Genomic DNA, 18,971 nt, shown 5'->3' with positions numbered 1-18,971 from the left:
TAAGACAGCGATTCGCCCACGACGAATAGCAGCAGGCCCAGCATCAAGGCTCTCAGTAGCACATCCCTGCACCAGATCATAGCGTCCCCCGAATTTTCATATTGGCAAGTTTACCATTGGTATGCGCTGGCAGGTTAAGTTTATGGCGCTGACCCTGGTCATTGCAGGCACAGCTTGCCTGGTTCATTGCACCACTCCTGCCCCCACGGCTGGCTGGCTGGGTGGCGGTGTTTGCGCCGTGAAGGCAGCGACGGCATCGATGGCGCGCGCCAGGGCCTGTTCCAGTGTATCGAGCGCGGCCGACGCATCGTCGCCGGCATGCAGCAACTGCTCTGCTTGCTGTGCAGCCTGCAGGGTGGCGGGCAGGGCCAGGCTGCCAGCCTCGCCCGCCAGCTTGTGCGCGAGCGCGGCGGCATCGTCGCGCGCGTTGGCCGCCAGCAGTTCGCGCATGGCGCCCACCGCGTTGCGGTAGTTGCGGCCAAAGCGCGACAGATGCTGGCGGTAGGGCGCCTCATCGAGCCACTGCGCCATGCCTTGCGCCAGGTCGATCACGGATGCCGCGCCGCATGGCGGCACGGGCATCGTCGCTTCGGCCACGACCGGGGCCAGGGCTGGCAGACCTTGCGCATGGCGGCGATGCGCGCGCGCGATCAGGGCGATGGTCTGCGGCACGTCGAATGGTTTGCTGATGAAATGATTCACGCCCGCTTCGAGTGCCGCCGTGCGCTGTGCCTGGAACGCCCCGGCCGTCAGCGCCACCACGGGCAAGTCTTGAAACTGCGGTAGCTGGCGCAACGCGCGCGTCGCCTGCAATCCATCCATGACGGGCATCTGCACATCCATCAGCACGATGTCGACGTCGGCGGGGGGGGCCTGCAGCCAGTCCAGCGCCTGCCTGCCATCGCAAGCGAACGATGGCACTGCCCCCTGGTCGCACAGGATATGGTTGACCACATCGCGGTTGATTTCGCTGTCGTCGACCACCAGCACCCGCACGCCGGCAAGCACGCGTCCTTCCAGCGTACCCGGGCTGGCATCCACGCCGGCCGCCCGGGCGCGCTGCTGGCGCGCTTCCATCGTCGCGTTGTACAGGCTGGAAGCCGTCACCGGCTCGTTGAGGACGGCGTCGGCAGGATCGGCCGGGTCACTATGGCGCCGCGCCGGCCGCGTGGCTGGCACGTCGCTGGCCGCCAGGATGATGACGGGGCAGTCCTGCGGTGGCAGGTGTTCGCGCAGCGCGCGCGCGGTGGCTTCGCCGTCCAGCTCGGGCATGCGCGCGGCCAGCAGGACGACGCCGGGCCGCGCGCCCTCGGCGCAGGCGAGCGCATAGTCGAGGGCCGCCCGCCCGCCGGACACGGCATGCACGCTCCAGCCCAGGCCGCGCGCCACGGCGGCAACGGCATCGCGCGTGTCGGCATTGGCATCGGCCAGCAAGGCATGCAGGGCTTTCATGTCCGGCGAGGACAGGGCGCCGGCGGGCAGTAGTTGCAGCGGCACCGTGAAACTGAAGTCGCTGCCCTGGCCCAGGCCGCTTTCCAGGCGCAGCGAGCCGCCCATCAGGCTGACCAGCTGGCGGCAGATGGTCAGGCCCAGGCCCGTGCCGCCGAAGCGGCGCGTGGTGGATGTGTCTGCCTGGGCGAAGGCGGAAAAGATCGTCTCCTGCACCTCGGGGGCGACGCCGATGCCCGTGTCGCGCACGCTGAAACGCAGTACGGCGGCGTCGCCGTCGCGGCGCTCCAGTGTGGTCAACAGCTCCACCGTGCCTTGCGGCGTGAACTTGATGGCATTGCTGGTCAGGTTGACCAGCACCTGTTCCAGCCGCAGCGCGTCGCCCAGCACCTGGTCCACGCCATCGGGCAGCGGCCCGATGCGCACGGCGATGGGTTTGTCATGCGCGGCAACGTCCATGCTGGCGGCGATCTTCTCGATCACCTCGGCCAGGCGGAACGGCGCTTGTTCGATGGTCATGTGGCCTGCCTCGATTTTCGACACGTCGAGCACGTCGTTGATGATGCCCAGCAAGGATTGGCCGGCGGCGCGGATCTTGCGCGTCATCTCGAGTCCTTCCCCGTCGAGCCTGCCACGTTCCAGCAGCCATGCCATGCCGAGGATGGCGTTCAGCGGCGAGCGGATTTCATGGCTCATGTTGGCGAGGAATTCCGCCTTGCTGCGGTTGGCCGCTTCGGCCGCATCGCGCGCCAGCAGCATGGCCTCTTCGGCCTGCTTTTGCGCGGAAATATCCTGCGCAAAGATCAAGGTGGCCGGTCCATCCTTGAGCATCACGCGCGTGGTGGTCTTGAACACGGGCACGGAAAGGCCCTGCTTGCCCAGACCGATGGCTTCGAATACCTGTTCGCTGGGCGAGTCCGCCTCGATCAACGCCTCGTTGGTGGCCAGTGCCGCCTGCGATTGCGCGGAAATCATGGCGGACCAGGGCAGGCCGTTCAAATCGTCTTCAAACGAGTAGCCATGCAGCCTGCGGTAGCGGGGATTCGAGTAGATGAAGCGTCCGTGGCGCAGGATGGCGATGGCCACGGGCGCATCTTCGATCAGCGTGCGAAAGCGCGTTTCGCTGTCGGATATGGCTTGCATGGCCTGGCGCTCCGTTTGCTGTTTCGCATGCCATGCCGCCTGCTGCCGGCGCCGCCGCTGGCTCCAGAACAGCAGGCTGGCCGCGGCCAGCGCCAGCACGGCAAAACAGAGGGTGTAGGCCAGCACCTGCCGCCGCAATGGGGCGGCGATGGCCGCTTCGTCGCGGCTCAGGCCAATGATGATGGCGCGGTCCATGTGCAGCGCGGGAGGCGCGATGGTCGCCATGGCCATGATGCGGGGTGCCGCCACGCTGGCGCCGGCGATCTCGACGCCGCTCAGCACGCCAGCCTCATAGCCGCTGTCGCGGAAGCGCCGCAGGAAGCTGCCGGGGACATCCATATTGCCGCCATCGGCAGTCCTGGCGGGATAGTTCAGGAATTGCCGGCCGTCGCCATGCAGCAGCACGGCCCAGACATCGGGGGCATACATGGCGGTGCGGAACTTGGCCGTGAAGTATTCGGGATCGAGGGTAGCCACCACCACGCCGGCAAAGCGGCCCTGCTTGTCCTGCACCATGCGCGACGCCGTGATGACCAGGTCGCGCTTGAAAGACAGGAAGGGGGCCGAGATGTACAGCATGCGCGCATCAGGGGCGTCGCGCGCCGTCTGGTAGTAGCCGCGGCGCGAAAAATCCTGGTCGGCCAGTTCCGGGATATTGGTGGCGATAGGCTTGCCCTTCGCATCGATGACCAGCATGGTGCGCACGCCCGGCATGGCGTCGACCACTGCGGCCAGGCGCCGGGGCAGGGCTTGCGCGGAGTCCGTAGCGCCGGCGGCAAGATAGTCGCGGATCACGCCGTCGAGCACCAGGTTGGTCGCTGCCAGGTCGACTTCAATATTTTTTGCCAGCAGTGCCGTCAGCACGCTGAGCCGTTCACGCTCGGCCGCGTCGTGCCGCGCCGCTTCGGCCAGATGCGCGTAGGCAAGGGCAGCCGCCACGAGGAGCAGCCCGAGGAGTAAGAAAAGCCATTCGATCCATCGTCTGCGTACCGCCGCCGCATCTGTGTGGTAGGTCATGGGACGATGCTATACCCGATATGCACGGAGGACAACGTTTGCGTACGACTACGCATGCGATAGTGTGGTCAATTTGCCGCCAGCCGCCATCGCGCCGGCCGTGCCGCCGAGCGGCAGCCGCAGGCGGAAGGCGGCGCCGTGGCCCGGCGCGGATGCCACGCCGATGCTGCCGCCCATCAAGGTGGCGAGCTGGCGCGCGATGGCCAGCCCCATGCCGGCGCCACCATGGGCGCGGCTCGGCGAGTCGTCCGCCTGCGAGAATTTGTCGAAAATGGTGGCTTGCTGCGCCTGCGCAATGCCGATGCCCGTATCGCGCACCTCGATTTGCAGGTCCGCGCCATTGCGCATGACGTGGACATCGACCCGCCCAGCGGACGTGTAGCGGATGGCATTGTCGAGCAGTATATCGAGCACGCGCACCAGGCGGACCCGGTCGCAATCGATGCTGAGCGGCGTTGCGGGCGCGACGTGCGAGGCCAGCAGCAGGCCCTTGTGCGCCGCGCGCTGCCGGTGCGGCGCCAGCGCCAGCGCCAGCAGCTGGTCCAGCGGCACGGCGCCAGACTCCAGCCGCACCTGGTCGTTTTCGAGCGCGCTCAGTTCCATCGCGGCCTCGACCATGCCAAGCAACTGGCGGCCGCTGTTCTGTATCGTTTGCGCGTAGGCGGCCTGTTCCGGCTCGTGCAGCTGCTCCAGCAGCAGCTCGGAGAAACCCAGGATGGCATTGAGGGGCGTGCGCAATTCATGCGACATGTTCGACAGGAAGCGCGACTTGGCCTCACTGGCGGCGATGGCCCTGGCGCGGCTGCCGACGAGGCGGCCGATCAGCAGCACCAGCGCAGCCCAGGAAAGCACGATCAGCGCGCTCGTGACTGCGGCCATCAGCAAGGCCTGGTTGCGGCGCGACACATAGTCTGCCAGCACCGTGTCGTGGTCCAGTCCGACCAGCATGTAGAGCGGGTAGTTGGCCAGTTTTTCGAAGGCGTAAATGCGCAGGGTGCCGTCGACGGGACTGCGCTCGGTGAAGCTGCCCCGCGTGTTACCTTGCATCAAGCCAAATACCTTGCTGCCGCTGACATCCTGGCCGATGGTGTTGTCGGCGCCGACCCGGCGCGCGCGCACCACGCCGTCGCTGCCGACGAGCGTGATGGAACTGTTCGCGCCCAGGTCGACTTCGTCATACAGGCGCGTAAAGTAATACGGGTCCATCGAGACCACCACCACGCCCTTGAAGTGGCCGTCGGCATGGTTGATGCGGCGCGTCATCTGGATCGACCATTTTTTCGACACGCGGCCCAGCACCGGCTTGCTGATATACAGTTCGCTGCTGTCGCCTTGCATGTGTACCCGGATGTGTTCGCGGTCGGCCAGGTTGGTCGGTTTGAAGGGGCGGCTCGACAGTACTGTGTCGCCACGTTCGTCGACGATGGTAAACAGGTTGTACAGGGGGCCGGGATTGAGGCCTTGCTGCAGGTCCGCCACGATGTCGAGTTGCTTGCCCAACGCCTGGTAGCGGCTGCGCAGGTAGGTGACCGCCTGGTCCGCCGCCTCGATCGTGCGGATCGCGTGTTCGTCGAAGACGCGCGCCATGCTGCGCGCATCGCGTCCGGCATCGGTGATGGCGGTATCGTGCGCGCGCTGCAATTGCAGCAAGGTGATGCTCCACAACCCTGCCAGCAGGACCGCCATGAAGAGCGACAGCAGGCTGCGCGTATCGCAGCGCTCCCAGGCCATGGCTTTCCAGTATCTGTACTCCCGCATGCTGCCTCCGCAAGGTCTGCCGTTCGCCTGGGTACCCGGCGTCACCGGCGCGTTGATTTGTCAATTATAGCGAATATAATTGATTTCATCAAATAAAACGATTTTTATGAGGAGGTGTTGTTTTCAGCGCAGGCCCGCGGGGCTAGCGCATTGCCGCCTGGCGCGTCAGCCAGTGCTCCACCGTCGCGCGCAACTGGGCGGCGGTAAAGGGTTTGGAGAGATAGTCGTCCATGCCGGCCGCCATGCAGCGCTGCCGGTCGTCCTCGGTAACGCCGGCCGTCAGGGCGATGACGGGCAGGCGTGCCGCGCCGCTGGCCGTTTCGCGGGCGCGCAAGGCCTGGCAAGCCTGGTAGCCATCCATGACGGGCATCATGCAATCCATCAGGACCAGGTCGTACTGCTGTTCAGCCAGCGCTTCCAGGCCCAGTGCGCCGTTCTCCGCAGTGTCGATGCTGTAGCCGCGGTCGGCCAGCTGCAGGCATACCAGTTGGCGGTTCAGCGCCGTATCCTCGACCAGCAGGATGCGTGCGACCGGCACGGATGCCGATGCGGGTGTGGCTGCGGGTAGTGGAGCAGGACCCGGCTCCGGCATGGAAGCGGCCGTTGTCTGGGCCACCTGGCAGGGAATGCGCACGGTGAAGCGGGAGCCGGCGCCGGGCTCGCTGCTGCAGAAAATTTCGCCGCCCAGCAACGCCACCAGGTGCTTGCAGATGCTCAGACCCAGTCCCGTGCCGCCATAGGCGCCGCTGATGCTGTCGTCGGCCTGGCAAAACGGCTCGAAGATGCGGCTCAGCTGCTGCCCGGTCATGCCGATGCCCTGGTCGTTGACGCTGGCGACGAGGCAGGGGCCGGCGCCGTCCGGCGTGGCCGGTTCCAGGTGCAGGCGCACGGTCACGCTGCCGGAGGGCGTAAACTTGATGGCGTTGCTGAGCAGGTTGCCGAGGATTTGCGCGATGCGCGTGCGGTCCGAGCACACCAACTGCGGCACGCTGTTGCCGATTTCGCTGGCAAGTTGCAGCTTCTTCCTGTCGGCTTGCGGGCGGTGCAGCGCCAGCACGTCATCAAGCAGCAGGCGCGGGTCGAAGTCGCGCAGTTCGATGCTCATCTGGCCTGCTTCCACCTTGGACAGGTCGAGGATGTCATTCAGGATGCGCATCAGGTGCTGCACGCCATCGCCGATGCGGTGCGCATATTGCTGCTGCGAGGCGTCGAGTTCGGTTTCCCGCAGCAGTTCGCCCATGCCGGCGATACCGGCCATCGGCGTGCGGATCTCGTGGCTCATGATGGCCAGGAAGCGCGACTTGGCCGCATTCGCCGCGTCCGCGCGCGCCTGCAGTGCCAGCGCCATGGCCGCGTCGCGTTCCTGGCGCCGCAGCAGGGCCATGATCAGCGCAATGGCCAGGGCCAGCACGAGCAGGCTGATGACCGCGGCGCCGCCCATGGTGCGCAGCATGCGCCGCCAGGCCGCCAGGTAGACGTCGTCGCTAATGGTCACGTTGATGGCCAGCGGATAGTCGCGCACCAGCCGTACGCCGGCCAGGCGGTCGACCGTGCGCCCCTGCTCGGCCGTGCGCGGCGAGTCCACCTGCAGCACGCCATCGGTCTTGCCCTGTTCCAGCAGGCGGTAGGTGCTGCCCGTCAGGTTGCGCTTGCCCATCATCGCGGGTACGGCTGGCCATCGCGCCAGCAGCGTGTAGTCGCTGCGATACAGGGAAAAGGCCGTGTGCTCGCCGATGCTGGCGTTCTGGAAGAACTTGCTGAAGAAATCGCACGACAGGCCCACCAGCACCACGCCCAGGAAGCGGCCGTCGGGGCTGCTGATGCGCCGGCTGATATAGAAGGTCCAGGCGCCATTGCCCTTGTTTTGCACGGGTGCGCTGACATGCATGCCGCCGTCCGGGTGGCGCCGGTGATATTCGAAGTAATCGCGCTCGTCGAGGCGGATGGGCGGCGCGGGATACGCGCGGCTGAAGGCCAGTACGCTGGCATCGCTGCCGACGATGGATACGACGTCCACTTGCGGTACGCCGCCGATCTTGTGCAGCAGCATCTGGTGCATGGCCGGGGTGCCGACGGCGGCCGCCAGCGCGTGCGCGTCTGCGGGGGCGGCGGCCTGGATGTCGCTGCTGACGCCGTCGAGCACCAGGCGGGCCGCCGTCATGCTTTGCGCCGTGTTTTCCGCCAGCAGCAGCGACAGGTTGGACAGATCCTGCTTCCAGTCATCGACAGCTTCGCGGTGCAGCAGTACGCCGGAAACGACGATGCGCAGCGCCAGCAGGCACACCAGCACCAGGCCCACTACGGCTGCCGTGCTGCGCGGGCGATAGCGGTGCGCCAGGCGCAAGACGGCCTGGCGTGGGTTCATGCCTGCGCGCCCGTGTACTCGCGCATGCTGCGGCGCACCTCCTGCTCCACTGCGCCGACCAGTGCTGCCGTTTCCGCCAGCCAGCCGGCTGCCGCCACGCCCTGGTGGCGCACCAGCTGTTCCAGTTCCGCCAGGCGCGCTACCAGCGCGCTGGCGCCCAGCAGGGCCACGGTGCCGCGCAAGGTATGGCAGCTATGCACGATGGCTTGCGCCGCACCGCCCCGTACGGCCTGTTCCACGCGCGCGAACATGGCCGGTGAAGTGTCGAGGTAGGTCTGGGACAGGGCGCGGAACATCTCCAGGTCATGGCCGGTGGCCTGGAACAGCACGGCTGGATCGATGTGGCGATAGGCTTGCATGGCGGCTCCGTGGCGAGGGAAAAACGGTGGCGGGCTAGGCGGCCAGGCTGTTGCGCCGCGCATGGCCGGCGCAGCAGGCGCGCAGATAGCCACGCAGCTCGTCGTAATTGACGGGTTTGGCAAAGAACACCACGCCGGGCGGCACGCCACCGCGTTCTTCCAGTTCCTCCGGCGTCAGGCTCGACAGCATGGCGATATGCATGTCCGCCAGCAGCGGGTCGGCCAGGATGGTACGGATGACCTCGTAGCCATCGATGCCTTCCATGACGATGTCGGCCAGCAGGATGTCGGGCTGGTCGCGGGCGATTTCCATCAGCGCCTGGTAGCCGTTCTCGCAAAAGCGCAGGCTTGCCTGCAAGCCCCATGAACCGATCTGCTTTTCATACAGCGCGCGTTCGATCGGATTGTCTTCGATCACCAGGATGGACGGCGGGCGGCCCGATGGTGCGGGGCGGCTGGCGCGTGCCGTGCGCTGATCCTGGCCTTGCTGGCCGGGGTTGCCCTTGTAGGCCTCGACGGCCGCGAGGGGAATGCGCCGGTGGCCGCCCTTGGTCTTCCAGGCTTCGATAACGCCGGCCTCGACCAATTGCTGCACCGATGTGACCGAAATGCCGAGGATTTCGGCGGCCTTTTGGGTAGTGCATACGTCTGCAGTGTGCATGATGGACTTTATGGTCGAGGATGAGGATGAATGGAATGATACGCAATCACGCTCAAAAAATCAATTTCAACAAATTAGATGAATTCACTAAAAACCTGCCGCGCGGCGGGCCCGATTCTGATGCGCGTGCGGCAAAGGGCAATATGGGCGTGCGGTTCGAGGATCTCGCGCCATTCGCTCCACTCCGCGTTGCTGTGGCGCAGCAGGGTTTCCATGTGGTCCACATCCAGCCCCAGTACTTGCGCTGCGGCCGTGGCCGGCCCCCGCGGTCCCTGGCCATTGCGCAGTATCAGGTCGGCGAAACTGCTGGCCAGTTTCAGCAGCCAGGCCAGGTCTGTCATGCGTCCGGCCTGCCCGAAACCGGGTGGCGCGGCATGGCAGCGCACGGCGTCGCACAGGATGTCCGGCATGCCCCAGCCCCGCATGAGGCTAGCTGATAGCGCCAGTTGATGGTGGCCGAAACGCCGCGATTCCTCGCGCAGCAGCAGCGCCCTGGCAGTGCTCCCGTGCTGGTCCAGCAGTTGATCATACGCTTGCGGATGCAGCACAGCCAGGGCCAGTTGGCCGGTATTGGCCAGCAAGCCGCAAGTGTACAGCTCTTTGGGCGGCGCCAATTTCAGCGCATCGCCCGCCACGCGGGCAGCGCAGGCCATGGCCTGCGAATGCGACCAGTAACGCTGTTCGTCGAAGTGCGCACACGTGGCCGCTGGCAGGGCCGGGATGGCGAACGCCTGTCGCAGGGCGGGCAGGCCGATGGCTTCCAGCATCGCGGCGTCGACTGCCGCATGCTTGTGCCCGCCCGGTGGCTCGGCCCCATTCGCCAGGCCGATGATCTTGCCGGTCAGGGCCGGATCGCAGCCCAGTTGTTCTGCCATTTCATTGAACGGTACCTGCTGCTGGCATAGCGTCGCCAGCCAGTGGCGCCGCCAAGCGGGCGAGGGCAGGATGGCGCCGCCGAGCAGGCGCGCCAGGTCGATGTGCGCGCTCATGGCCGGCTCTCTACGCCGTCGCGATCATCGGCCAATACCGCGCCCGTTTGCAGGGCGGTGACCGCTTGAGACAGGGCATCGAGCGCCATCAGCAGGTCCGCGTGCAGGTGGCGCAGCGCGCCGATGTCGTTGGAAAAGCCCGCATGCACGGCCTTGCGCGCCAGTGCCTGCAAGGGAAGCAGGCCCATGGCCTGGCTGCTGTCGAGAATTTCCTGCGCCAGTACGCGTGCCGGGGCGGGGCGTTCGCAGCGCAGCGCATGGGCGATGCCGGCCAGCCGGTCGCGCGTCTCGGCCACGAAGAGGGCCAGAATTTCACCCTGCAGGCGCCGGTCGTGGCCAAACATGGCGTCCAGGCGGGCCAGCTCGAACGGCGGCCTGTCCAGTGCCTCTGGCTCTGGCGGCGGTGCCGTGTCTGCCGCCTTGGCCGGGTGGATTGCCTTGCGCATTTGCAGCTGCTGATGCAGATCGACAGCTGTCGCGTTGGCGGCAGGTGCACAGCCGGCCTGGCGCCAGCGGAGGCGGCGCCAGAGCAGGGCGGCCAGCAGCAGCATCAGGCCTGCCAGGGCCAGCGCCGGCCGCATCAGCGAGACGTCGTCGCAGCGAAGGAATGGTTGGGCGGCGAGGAAGGCGTTCATGGCAAGGCCTGCATGCAGTAAGAATGGTTGGAAACGGATGTCATGGCGATGCTCCAGGATGATCGATGCTGATGTAGCTGCGTGCTGGCTGGGTCAGAATTCTTCCCAGTCGCCGCCGGCACTGGTACTGGTCGTGCTGCGGGCATGGCCGGGGTCGCGCTGCGCGACCAGCTTGAGCCGCGCCACCTTGCGCGCTGCAGGCGGCTTGGCGGCTGGGGCTGGGCGCACCGGCGTGCTTTGTTGCACCGCGTTGGCTTGACCATGCGCCAGCTTGAAGGCGCCGACCAGGTTGGCCAGGTTGCCTGCCTGCTCCTGCAGCGATTGCGATGCCGCCGCTGCTTCTTCGACCAGGGCTGCATTCTGCTGCGTGACTTCGTCCATCTGCGTGATGGCGCGGTTGATTTCGTCGATGCCCGTGCTTTGCTCGGCGCTGGCGGCCGAGATCTCGCTGACGATGTCGGTGACGCTGCGTACCGTGTCGACCACTTCCGTCATGGCCGCGCCGGCTTGCTGGACCAGCTTGCCACCTTGTTCCACCTGCTCCACGGAATCGCTGATGAGTGCCTTGATTTCCTTGGCCGCCGCCGCCGAACGGTGCGCCAGGTTGCGCACTTCGGTGGCCACGACGGCAAAGCCGCGTCCTTGTTCCCCCGCCCGGGCCGCTTCCACGGCCGCATTCAGGGCCAGGATGTTGGTCTGGAAGGCGATGCCGTCGATGACGCTGATGATGTCGGCGATCTTGTTGGACGAGCTGTCGATCGCTTCCATGGTGCGGATGACGTCGCCCATCACCTCGCCGCCCCGCACCGCCTTGTCCGAGGCGCTGACGGCCATTTGCTTGGCCTGGCGGGCGTTGTCCGAGTTTTGCCGCACAGTAGCCGTCAGTTCTTCCATGGCCGAGGCGGTTTCTTCCAGCGAGCCGGCCTGCTGTTCCGTGCGTGCCGACAGGTCCAGGTTGCCTGCCGCGATCTCGCCCGAGGCCGTGTTGATGGTCTCCGTGCCGGAGCGCACTTCGGAGACGATGCGCACCAGGCTCTCGCTCATGTCGGCCATGGCGGTCATCAACTGACCTACCTCGTCGTTCGAGGCGGCGCTGATCTGCACGCTGAGATCGCCGCCTGCAATGGTGCGGGCAACACCGACGGCGCTGGCCAGCGAGGAGGCGATGCGCCGTGCCAGCATCAAGCCCATGCCGGCCACCAGCACCGTCACGGCCAGGGCCAGGACTATGGAAATCCAGCGCGCACTGGCAGCGGCAGCGGCGCCGTCGGCGGCGCCCTTGGTGGCCAGGCTTTCGTTGTAGTGGTGGTGGGCGGCGAGGGCGTCGACCAGTTCCTTAATGATGGGCTGGTTCTGCATCAGCAAGTCGCGTGCCGCGTCGAGCTCACCCGCCTTCGACAGCGCCAGTACCTTGTCGCGCACGCCATCGTAGCGCAGCAATACGGCACGGTCCGTGGCCAGCAGCGCTTTGTCTTGCTCGTCGGAAATATCCTCTTTTTCATATTTGTCGAGCGCCTGGCTGACTGCCGCGCGCGCTTCATTGATGCTCGCTTCCAGCTTGGCGCGCGCGGCGGCATCCTTGCTGGCCATATGTTGCCAGACGGCCGTGCGCATCTGTGTAAAGGGCACGAAAGCCTGGTTCAAGGTCAGCAGGCTGGGAACGGTGTTGACCGTGGCATAGCTGGCCGCTGTGTAGACGCGGTCCATTTCATAGATGCTGAAGCCCGTCAGCGCGGCGAGTCCGAGGACGACGGAGAGTATTAATGCATACAGGCGTTTTGCGATTGTCATGATGGGTGCCGCTCCACGTGAAGGTTGAAAATCGGGAAAATCGGTTGCAAAAGTTCATATTTTTCATTTTACGGGAAAAATTTGATTTATTAGAGAAATTTGTGATTTATTTGATTTATTTTGTGTTTTTTTGAAATCACAAGATGAAGGGCCTGCTGGCGGGGACGGATTGTGATGAAAAGCAACACCGCGCGGATATCGCGTTCTGGCGTGTGCCACGCTTGGCAAAATAGTGAAAAAATGGAACTCCTTGATTGCCATCAAATACGGTGCGCAGGCGCGTGCCGCCGACCGACTCTTGTAAAGGAGCATCATGACTGCCTCTGCCCGGCCTGGACCCTTGCTTATCCTCACCGCAGTCATCTTCATCTTGCTGGGCCTGGCGCTTGCCGGCGGCGGCGCCTGGCTCGTCAGCCTGGGCGGCTCCTGGTATTACGTCGTGGCCGGCATCGGCATGCTTGTCGCCGGTGCGCTGGTATGGCGAGGGCGGCGCAGCGCACAGCTGTGTCTCGCGCTGCTTTTGTTCGCCACCCTGATCTGGTCCGTGATCGAAGTGAAGTTCGACTGGTGGCAATTGCTGCCCCGCCTCGATATTTGGTTTGCCGCTGCCGTCTGGCTGCTGCTGCCCTTCATCGACCGCCGCCTCGATCCGCCATTGACGGCCGGGGCGAAACCGCGCGACGCCGGCAAGAGCGCCCTGGCCGCCGCGGTGCTGCTGACGGCGGCCGTGGGGGTGTTCTCGCTGTTCCAGGATTACACCACCTTGCACGGCGAAGTGCCGGCCGAGAACATGGCCGCCGCGCCGCAAGGCGATTTTGCGCCTGGTGTGGCGCCCAACGACTGGGCTGCGTATGGCCGCTCCGGCTATGGCGATCGCTACGCGCCGGCCGCGCAGATCACGCCGGCCAACGCCGCGCAGCTGAAACAGGCGTGGGTGTACAACACTGGCGACTTCAAGGGGCCGAACGACCCGGGCGAGATCGCCAATGAAGTCACGCCCCTGAAAGTGAACGGCATGCTGTATCTGTGCACGCCGCACAACATCGTCATCGCGCTGGACCCCGACACGGGCAAGGAAATCTGGCGCCACGATCCGAAGATCAACCGCGACGCATCCAGCTACCAGCACATGATTTGCCGTGGCGTCGCCTATTGGGATGTCAAGGCTGGCCGCGCCAAGGATGATCCGGCGCCCGAAGCTGCCAGCATGGAATGTCCGCGCCGCATCTTTGCCCCCACCATGGATGCGACCCTGATTGCCGTCAATGCCGATACGGGAGTAGCGTGCAAAAGCTTTGGCGAAAACGGGGTGATTGGCCTGTACCACGGCATGGGCATGAAGAAGCGGGGCTTTTTGATGCCCACGTCGCCGCCGGCCGTGGCGCAAAACGTGGTGGTGATGGCTGCCAGCGTGACGGACAACTTTTCCACGGAAGAGCCGTCGGGCGTGATCCGTGGTTACGATCCCGTTACCGGCAAGCTGATGTGGAACTGGGATGCTTCGAATCCGGACGACACGGCGCCGATTGCCGAGGGCAAAACTTACACGAACAATTCGCCCAATTCCTGGGGCGTGTCCAGCGTGGATGAAAAACTGGGCATGGTGTATATCCCGATGGGTAATGAAACGCCGGATACCTGGGGCGGCAACCGCAATCCAAACGGAGAGAAATACAATAGCGCCATCGTCGCGCTCGATCTTGCCACCGGCAAGGTGCGCTGGGCCTACCAGACCGTGCACCACGATATCTGGGACATGGATATCGGCGGCCAGCCCACCCTGGTCGACATCGACACGCCGAAAGGCAAGGTCCCGTCCGTGGTCGCCACAACCAAGCGGGGCGACATCTATGTGATCGACCGCCGCGACGGCAGCCTGGTCGTGCCGGCGCCGGAAAAACCCGTGCCGACGAATAACCCCGCTCCGGGCGACCGTTTGTCACCCACGCAGCCATTCTCGGCCCTCACTTTCCTGCCCGAGAAAAACATCAGCGAAACGGATATGTGGGGCACGACGCCGTTCGACCAGCTGGCGTGCCGCATCATCTTCCGCCAGCACCGCTATGAAGGGCCGTTCACGCCGCAGACGGTGGCCGAAGGCAAGATCAAGGGCGCCATCATCTCGCCGGGTCCGCTGGGCATCTTCGAGTGGGGCGGGGCGGCCGTCGATCCCGTGCGTCAGTTGCTGTTGGTCAATCCCGACTACATGGGATTCCTGGAGCGCCTGGTGCCGCGCGCGCAAGCCAACGCGAAAGGCGGCACGGGCACGGAAATGGGCTTACAGCCGCAGACGGGCGTGCCGTTTGCCGTGGAAATCAAGCCCTTCCTGTCGCCACTGGGCTTCCCATGCCAGGCGCCGCCGTGGGGCTATATCGCCGCCGTCGACCTGCGCACCATGAAAAAAGTGTGGATGCACAAGAACGGCACCACGCGCGACAGCGCGCCCGTGCCCATCGCCTTGCCGCTGGGCGTGCCCAGCCTGGGCGGCATGAGCACCACGGGCGGCGGCGTGGCCTTCCTCAGCAGCACGCTCGACTACTACATCCGCGGTTACGACGTGCGCAATGGCAAAACCGTCTGGAAAGCCCGCTTGCCGGCCGGCGGCCAGGCTACGCCGATGAGCTATGTCTCCGACAAGACGGGCAAGCAATATGTCGTCGTCATGGCTGGCGGCCACGGTTCGCTGGGCACCAAGATGGGCGATAGCCTGGTGGCGTTTGCCTTGCCGGATGAAGCGGTGAAGGAGGCGGGGAAAACGAAATAGAGCATGGACGGTGCGGCGCCATCGCGTGGATGGTGCCGCATGCAATTGCGCATGGCGGCACTCGGCCACCTGCGCTTGTTTTATTTGAAAGGCAGCCATGAGTACAGCCAGGACCAGATTGATTGGAGCGCTCAGTGCCGTCCTGAGCTTTCTCGCGGTATTTCTCGTCTACACGAGCTTTGAAAATTTCCCAGGCATGGTGCATGTATTGGCCATCGCTTCATGCGGATTGGTCATCGGCATATGCCAGGGTTTTTTTATCCAGCGTCCACAACATCGAACCATCGGCATGGCGACCTTCGTCGGTGTGTTGATTTTATGGCTGCCGGTGGTCTTTGTTACTTACGGGTTTGCCTTGCTGGCACTGCCCCTGCTGGCTGCATTTTCGCTGCTGGTCTTCTACGGTGCCAGACTGGGTAGCCATATACGCGCGTCGGCTTGGCGGTCCGCATAGCAAGCCGCCGGCACTGCTGCCGCTTGCATGGCGTTGCCGCAAGCTTGTTGCGGCAACGCCTGTCGATTACTGCGCAGCCAATCCCAGCTTCAGGCCCACCAGCTTGCCCGGCGCGGCCTCCGTTTTTTCCGGCGCGCCCGCGCTGACCCTGGCAGCCGGTGTACCGTCCTGCTGCAGGGCCGCCAGAATGGCCGCGCTGCGCTGGGCGCCCAGCTTGCTCAAGGCATCGGCAGGCAAGGGCTGCTTGGCTTCCAGCTGTTCGCGCAAGCCGGTATAGAAGGCGCCCGTATCGGCCACTTGCGGCTCGCCTTCAATCAGCTTGCCCAAACGTTGGAAGACGGGGATTTTTGCCGCTGCGGGAGCGGAGGCGGCAGATGAGGCCGCCGCTGTCGCCGGCGCGGCCGATTCCGCCGCCTTCTTCTGCTTGTCCAGCTCGGCCTTGCCGAAGCGTTCGCCGTACAGGTCGCGCAGGGCGCCCCGTATCTTGCGTTCGCCCAGGTTCAACGGTCCCGGTTCTTCTCCCGCTTCCAGCTTGATGCCGGCCTTGGCGGCGACGGCGCGGCGCACGGCTTGGGCGCGCAGGGCAGCCGCATCCGTGTCGCTGTACTGGCCCGGCACGGCCAGCTTCAGCTGTTCGCGTTTGGCCAGGATTTGCGCCACCTGCTTGAGCTTTTCCCGCTCGGGCGGCAGCAGCACGGCGCTGCCCGCGTCGAAGTCGATGGCTTCGAGCTTGTCGGCGCTGATGCCCAGCAAGTTGCCCAGCGCGCGGAACGGCGCCGTGACGATTTTCGTCAGCACATTGCCCACGGCTTTCCAGATCAGGGCGCCATAGCTGAATTGCGGGTCGTTCATGTCACCCGACACGGGCAGACCCAGGTCGATACGCCCATCGCTATCCTTGAGGATGGCCAGTGCCAGTTCCAAAGGCAGCTTCAGGGCATCCGGGCTGTCGATGCGCTCGCCCAGGGTCAGCTTGTCGAGCACGATCTGGTTGGTGCCGTCGAGCTGGCGGTTGCGCACCTTGTATTGCAAGTCCAGCGAAATCTTGCCTTCCGCCACCTTGTAGCCGGCGAACTTCATCGTGTACGGCGAGGCGGACACCATGTCGACGTTCTTGAAGACCACATTCAAGTCCGTGTTGTCGGTGGGCGCGAACGGGTTCAGCTGGCCGCGCACGCGGGCCAGGCCGAATTCGTCGATGCGGCCATCGAGTTCGATCTGGCTGCGCGCATCGCGTTTCGTCGACAGGCCCGTGACGACGCCATTGAGTTCATAGATCTTGGCGGCGAACTGGGGCCGCAGGCTGAGGTCGGCAAAGTCCAGCTTGGCGTTTTGCAGGCGCACGCGGCGCACGCGCACGGGGAAGGCGGCGTCGGCCGCCGGCGTGGCGGTGGCGACGGGGGCGGCGGCGGACGGCGCTGTTGCCGGCTCCGGCGCCTTGACCAGCAGGCGCTGCGCATTGAGGCTGCGGTCGTTTTCGATGATCAGCTGGGCGTTCGGTTCCACCACGCGCAGTTCGGGGATGTCGACAAAATCGGGGCCCACGCTGGCCGTCAGCTTGTCGGCGCGCACGCTCTTCCACGACGCAAAACGCTTGCCATCCGTTTCATTCAGCACCAGGCCGGCGATATCAACGCCGCCCTCATAGCGTACTTTTGGCGCTTTCGGCGCACCGCCGCCCGTCGTCAGGCGGCCGCTGCCGGAGAGCGAGCCGCCCGCCAGTTTCAGCTTCACATGCTGCGCCAGCAAGGGTTGCACTGGCGCCAGGGTCAGCTGTTTCAGGTTCAGCTGCGCATCGACGGCGCCCGTGCCAGGCACGAACTTGCCATTGGCCGTGAGCAAGCCGCCTTCGCGCAAGCCCACGCCCAGTTCGAACGGCAGCGCCTGTTTCATGTCGTTGCTGACGTTGTGCAAGGACAGGCGTGCATCCTGCAAGTTGCCCTTGATGCCAGTGCCCGCATCATCGAAACGGGCGCCGAACTTGCTCAGTTCCACCTTGTCCACCTTGGTGGACCACGGTGCTGATGGTGCATCCTTGCCCGCGTCGGCCTTGCCGGAGGCAAATACGGGTAGCTTTTGCGCAATCGCAAACTCTCCCTGGCGGTTGCGCGCCAGGTCGATCTGCGCGCCACTGGCCGTCAGCGCGCCCAGGTGCACGGTATGCGCTGCCAGATCGATCTTGCCTTCCGTAAAGCCCAATTGGTCCAGCTTGAACGGTGTTTGTGCACCGCGCTGCATGGTGAGATCGGCCAGGCCGAAACTGGCGCCATCGACAATGATGCTGTTCCCCGCCTGCGCCTGCTGCAAGGCCAGTTGCAGGTTCAGCTGCAGCTGCCTGGCGCTCAGTTGCAGGGCCGGCGAAACGGTTTCATCAATGGCGGACACGTCCACGTTGGCCAGCGCCAATTGCTTCAAGTCCACCTTCCACTTGCCAGGCTTGGATGGCGCGGTGGTGGCTGATGCTGCCGGTGCGGGATTGCCAGGCAGCATCAAATTTGCCACGTCGATTTCGCCCCTGGCATCGCGGCGCACGGCCACCTTGCCGCCATACAGATTGATTTTATCGACGGTGACGCTCTGGTGCGCCAGGTCGGCGTTCACGCCGGCAATACCCAAGGTGTTCAGCGACGTAAATGCTTCTCCCTTGCCGTCGCGTACCAGCGCCAGGTCGCGCAAGGCCAGGCCAGCGCCTTTGACCGTGGCTTCCAGCTTGCCGTCGGTATAGGAAAAGGCGTAGGGCAGGCGCGCGGACAACTTGCCGCTAGTCACTCGCGCGCGCGTATAGGCTTTCAAATACGCGGCCAGGCCGGGCAGGGAGGCGTCGTTCAGGATCAGTTCGCCTTCGCCACGGATGGGGCTGAGCGAGGCCGTGCCGCGCCAGTGCAGCTTGCCGCCGCGCGCCGCATAGGCGCTGAGGCTATAGCTGCCGTTGGCGTCAGGCAGGGTGGAGATATTGTCGAGCGTGAAGTTGATCGGCGTGAAGTTGTCTGCATAGCCCGCCTTTTGATCTTGCCAGTCCACTTTGCCTTGCTCCAGCGCAAAGTGGGCGATGACGAGGCGCGGCATGCCGCCGTCGCTCTTTTCCGGGTGATTGCGTTGCCAGGTGGCCAGCACTTCGGCCAGGTTGAACTTGCCGTCGGGCGTGATCGTCAGATGCGTTTGCGGTGCCGTGATGCGGATTTCCGCCAGGCTCCAGGCGCGGCGCACGATGGACTTCCATTCCAGTTGCACGGCCAGCGCACCAATGGACAGCAGCGGCGCACCGGTTTTGCCATCCGCGCTGGCCGCTTCCCTGAAAGCGATCTTGTCCGCTTCCAGGCGCAAGGTAAACGGGTTGAAGCGTACGTCGTCTATGCTGGCCTGGCGCGCGAGTTCTTTTTCGGCAAATTTGGGTAACTGGTTTTTGATGACGTAGGGCACCAGCCAGAAGCCGGCCGCGCTGTAGGCCGCCAGGGCGCAGCCTGTGCCAACGGCCCAGCGCTGCCAGCGTTTCCAGCGAAATGTTTTCGTCTGCACGCTTTTGTTGTCGATTGTGTTCACGAACTTACCTTTTGATCTTGTTGGGCGGCGCACCTGTGCGCCGTGA

The 18,971-nt window shown here is 65.0% G+C and carries 11 protein-coding genes; 2 read left to right on the top strand and 9 right to left on the bottom strand.

Annotation, left to right across the window (positions count from 1 at the left end):
• Nucleotides 1-183: 183 nt before the first annotated feature.
• From ACQ4WZ_RS10175 to ACQ4WZ_RS10140, 8 genes are all read right to left on the bottom strand, one after another.
• Nucleotides 184-3,531 carry a response regulator gene (locus ACQ4WZ_RS10175; RefSeq protein ID WP_436573309.1) on the bottom strand — a complete coding sequence of 1,116 codons (3,348 nt, stop codon included), beginning with the start codon at nt 3,529-3,531 and terminating at the stop codon, nt 184-186.
• 126 nt (nt 3,532-3,657) lie between these two features.
• Nucleotides 3,658-5,367 (bottom strand): cache domain-containing sensor histidine kinase, encoded by a 1,710-nt coding sequence (locus ACQ4WZ_RS10170; RefSeq protein WP_436573308.1) that lies wholly within the window; start codon nt 5,365-5,367, stop codon nt 3,658-3,660.
• Between the two features lie 142 nt (nt 5,368-5,509).
• Nucleotides 5,510-7,732 carry a hybrid sensor histidine kinase/response regulator gene (locus tag ACQ4WZ_RS10165; protein WP_436573307.1) on the bottom strand — a complete coding sequence of 741 codons (2,223 nt, stop codon included), beginning with the start codon at nt 7,730-7,732 and terminating at the stop codon, nt 5,510-5,512.
• Entirely contained in the window at nt 7,729-8,091 is a 363-nt protein-coding gene (locus tag ACQ4WZ_RS10160; protein WP_180338443.1) for an Hpt domain-containing protein, read from the bottom strand. Before ACQ4WZ_RS10160 ends, ACQ4WZ_RS10165 begins: the two co-directional genes overlap by 4 nt.
• 34 nt (nt 8,092-8,125) lie before the next feature.
• Nucleotides 8,126-8,752 carry a response regulator gene (locus ACQ4WZ_RS10155; protein ID WP_101481109.1) on the bottom strand — a complete coding sequence of 209 codons (627 nt, stop codon included), beginning with the start codon at nt 8,750-8,752 and terminating at the stop codon, nt 8,126-8,128.
• A gap of 74 nt (nt 8,753-8,826) precedes the next feature.
• The gene (locus ACQ4WZ_RS10150) at nt 8,827-9,741 is read right to left on the bottom strand and encodes an HDOD domain-containing protein (protein WP_436573306.1); all 915 of its coding nucleotides are present in this window, start codon (nt 9,739-9,741) and stop codon (nt 8,827-8,829) included.
• Entirely contained in the window at nt 9,738-10,376 is a 639-nt protein-coding gene (locus ACQ4WZ_RS10145) for a hypothetical protein (RefSeq protein ID WP_436573305.1), read from the bottom strand. The genes ACQ4WZ_RS10150 and ACQ4WZ_RS10145 overlap by 4 nt, the downstream gene beginning before the upstream one ends.
• Nucleotides 10,377-10,469: 93 nt before the next feature.
• Entirely contained in the window at nt 10,470-12,167 is a 1,698-nt protein-coding gene (locus ACQ4WZ_RS10140) for a methyl-accepting chemotaxis protein (RefSeq protein ID WP_101481112.1), read from the bottom strand.
• 313 nt (nt 12,168-12,480) lie between these two features.
• Here ACQ4WZ_RS10140 and ACQ4WZ_RS10135 point away from each other — a divergent pair, with 313 nt between their 5' ends.
• Entirely contained in the window at nt 12,481-14,931 is a 2,451-nt protein-coding gene (locus tag ACQ4WZ_RS10135; RefSeq protein WP_436573304.1) for a membrane-bound PQQ-dependent dehydrogenase, glucose/quinate/shikimate family, read from the top strand.
• Between the two features lie 97 nt (nt 14,932-15,028).
• Nucleotides 15,029-15,385 carry a hypothetical protein gene (locus tag ACQ4WZ_RS10130; protein ID WP_133991758.1) on the top strand — a complete coding sequence of 119 codons (357 nt, stop codon included), beginning with the start codon at nt 15,029-15,031 and terminating at the stop codon, nt 15,383-15,385.
• Between the two features lie 66 nt (nt 15,386-15,451).
• On the opposite strand, the gene ACQ4WZ_RS10125 is transcribed toward ACQ4WZ_RS10130, so the two are convergent.
• A complete protein-coding gene (locus ACQ4WZ_RS10125; protein WP_436573303.1) occupies nt 15,452-18,925 on the bottom strand; it encodes a DUF748 domain-containing protein in 3,474 nt (1,157 codons plus the stop codon).
• Nucleotides 18,926-18,971: the final 46 nt, after the last annotated feature.

Source organism: Janthinobacterium darwini, from assembly GCF_051380905.1.
GTDB lineage: Bacteria > Pseudomonadota > Gammaproteobacteria > Burkholderiales > Burkholderiaceae_D > Janthinobacterium.
The sequence above is the reverse complement of the archived record's forward strand: the minus strand, read 5'-3'. Positions and strand labels throughout refer to the sequence as shown.

What these genes read in the sequence shown, in the direction of transcription:
- ACQ4WZ_RS10170 (WP_436573308.1), bottom strand. Translation starts at nt 5,367, where the DNA reads ATGCGGGAGTACAGATACTGGAAAGCCATGGCCTGGGAGCGCTGCGAT.
- ACQ4WZ_RS10165 (WP_436573307.1), bottom strand. Translation starts at nt 7,732, where the DNA reads ATGAACCCACGCCAGGCCGTCTTGCGCCTGGCGCACCGCTATCGCCCG.
- ACQ4WZ_RS10160 (WP_180338443.1), bottom strand. Translation starts at nt 8,091, where the DNA reads ATGCAAGCCTATCGCCACATCGATCCAGCCGTGCTGTTCCAGGCCACC.
- ACQ4WZ_RS10155 (WP_101481109.1), bottom strand. Translation starts at nt 8,752, where the DNA reads ATGCACACTGCAGACGTATGCACTACCCAAAAGGCCGCCGAAATCCTC.
- ACQ4WZ_RS10150 (WP_436573306.1), bottom strand. Translation starts at nt 9,741, where the DNA reads ATGAGCGCGCACATCGACCTGGCGCGCCTGCTCGGCGGCGCCATCCTG.
- ACQ4WZ_RS10145 (WP_436573305.1), bottom strand. Translation starts at nt 10,376, where the DNA reads ATGAACGCCTTCCTCGCCGCCCAACCATTCCTTCGCTGCGACGACGTC.
- ACQ4WZ_RS10140 (WP_101481112.1), bottom strand. Translation starts at nt 12,167, where the DNA reads ATGACAATCGCAAAACGCCTGTATGCATTAATACTCTCCGTCGTCCTC.
- ACQ4WZ_RS10135 (WP_436573304.1), top strand. Translation starts at nt 12,481, where the DNA reads ATGACTGCCTCTGCCCGGCCTGGACCCTTGCTTATCCTCACCGCAGTC.
- ACQ4WZ_RS10130 (WP_133991758.1), top strand. Translation starts at nt 15,029, where the DNA reads ATGAGTACAGCCAGGACCAGATTGATTGGAGCGCTCAGTGCCGTCCTG.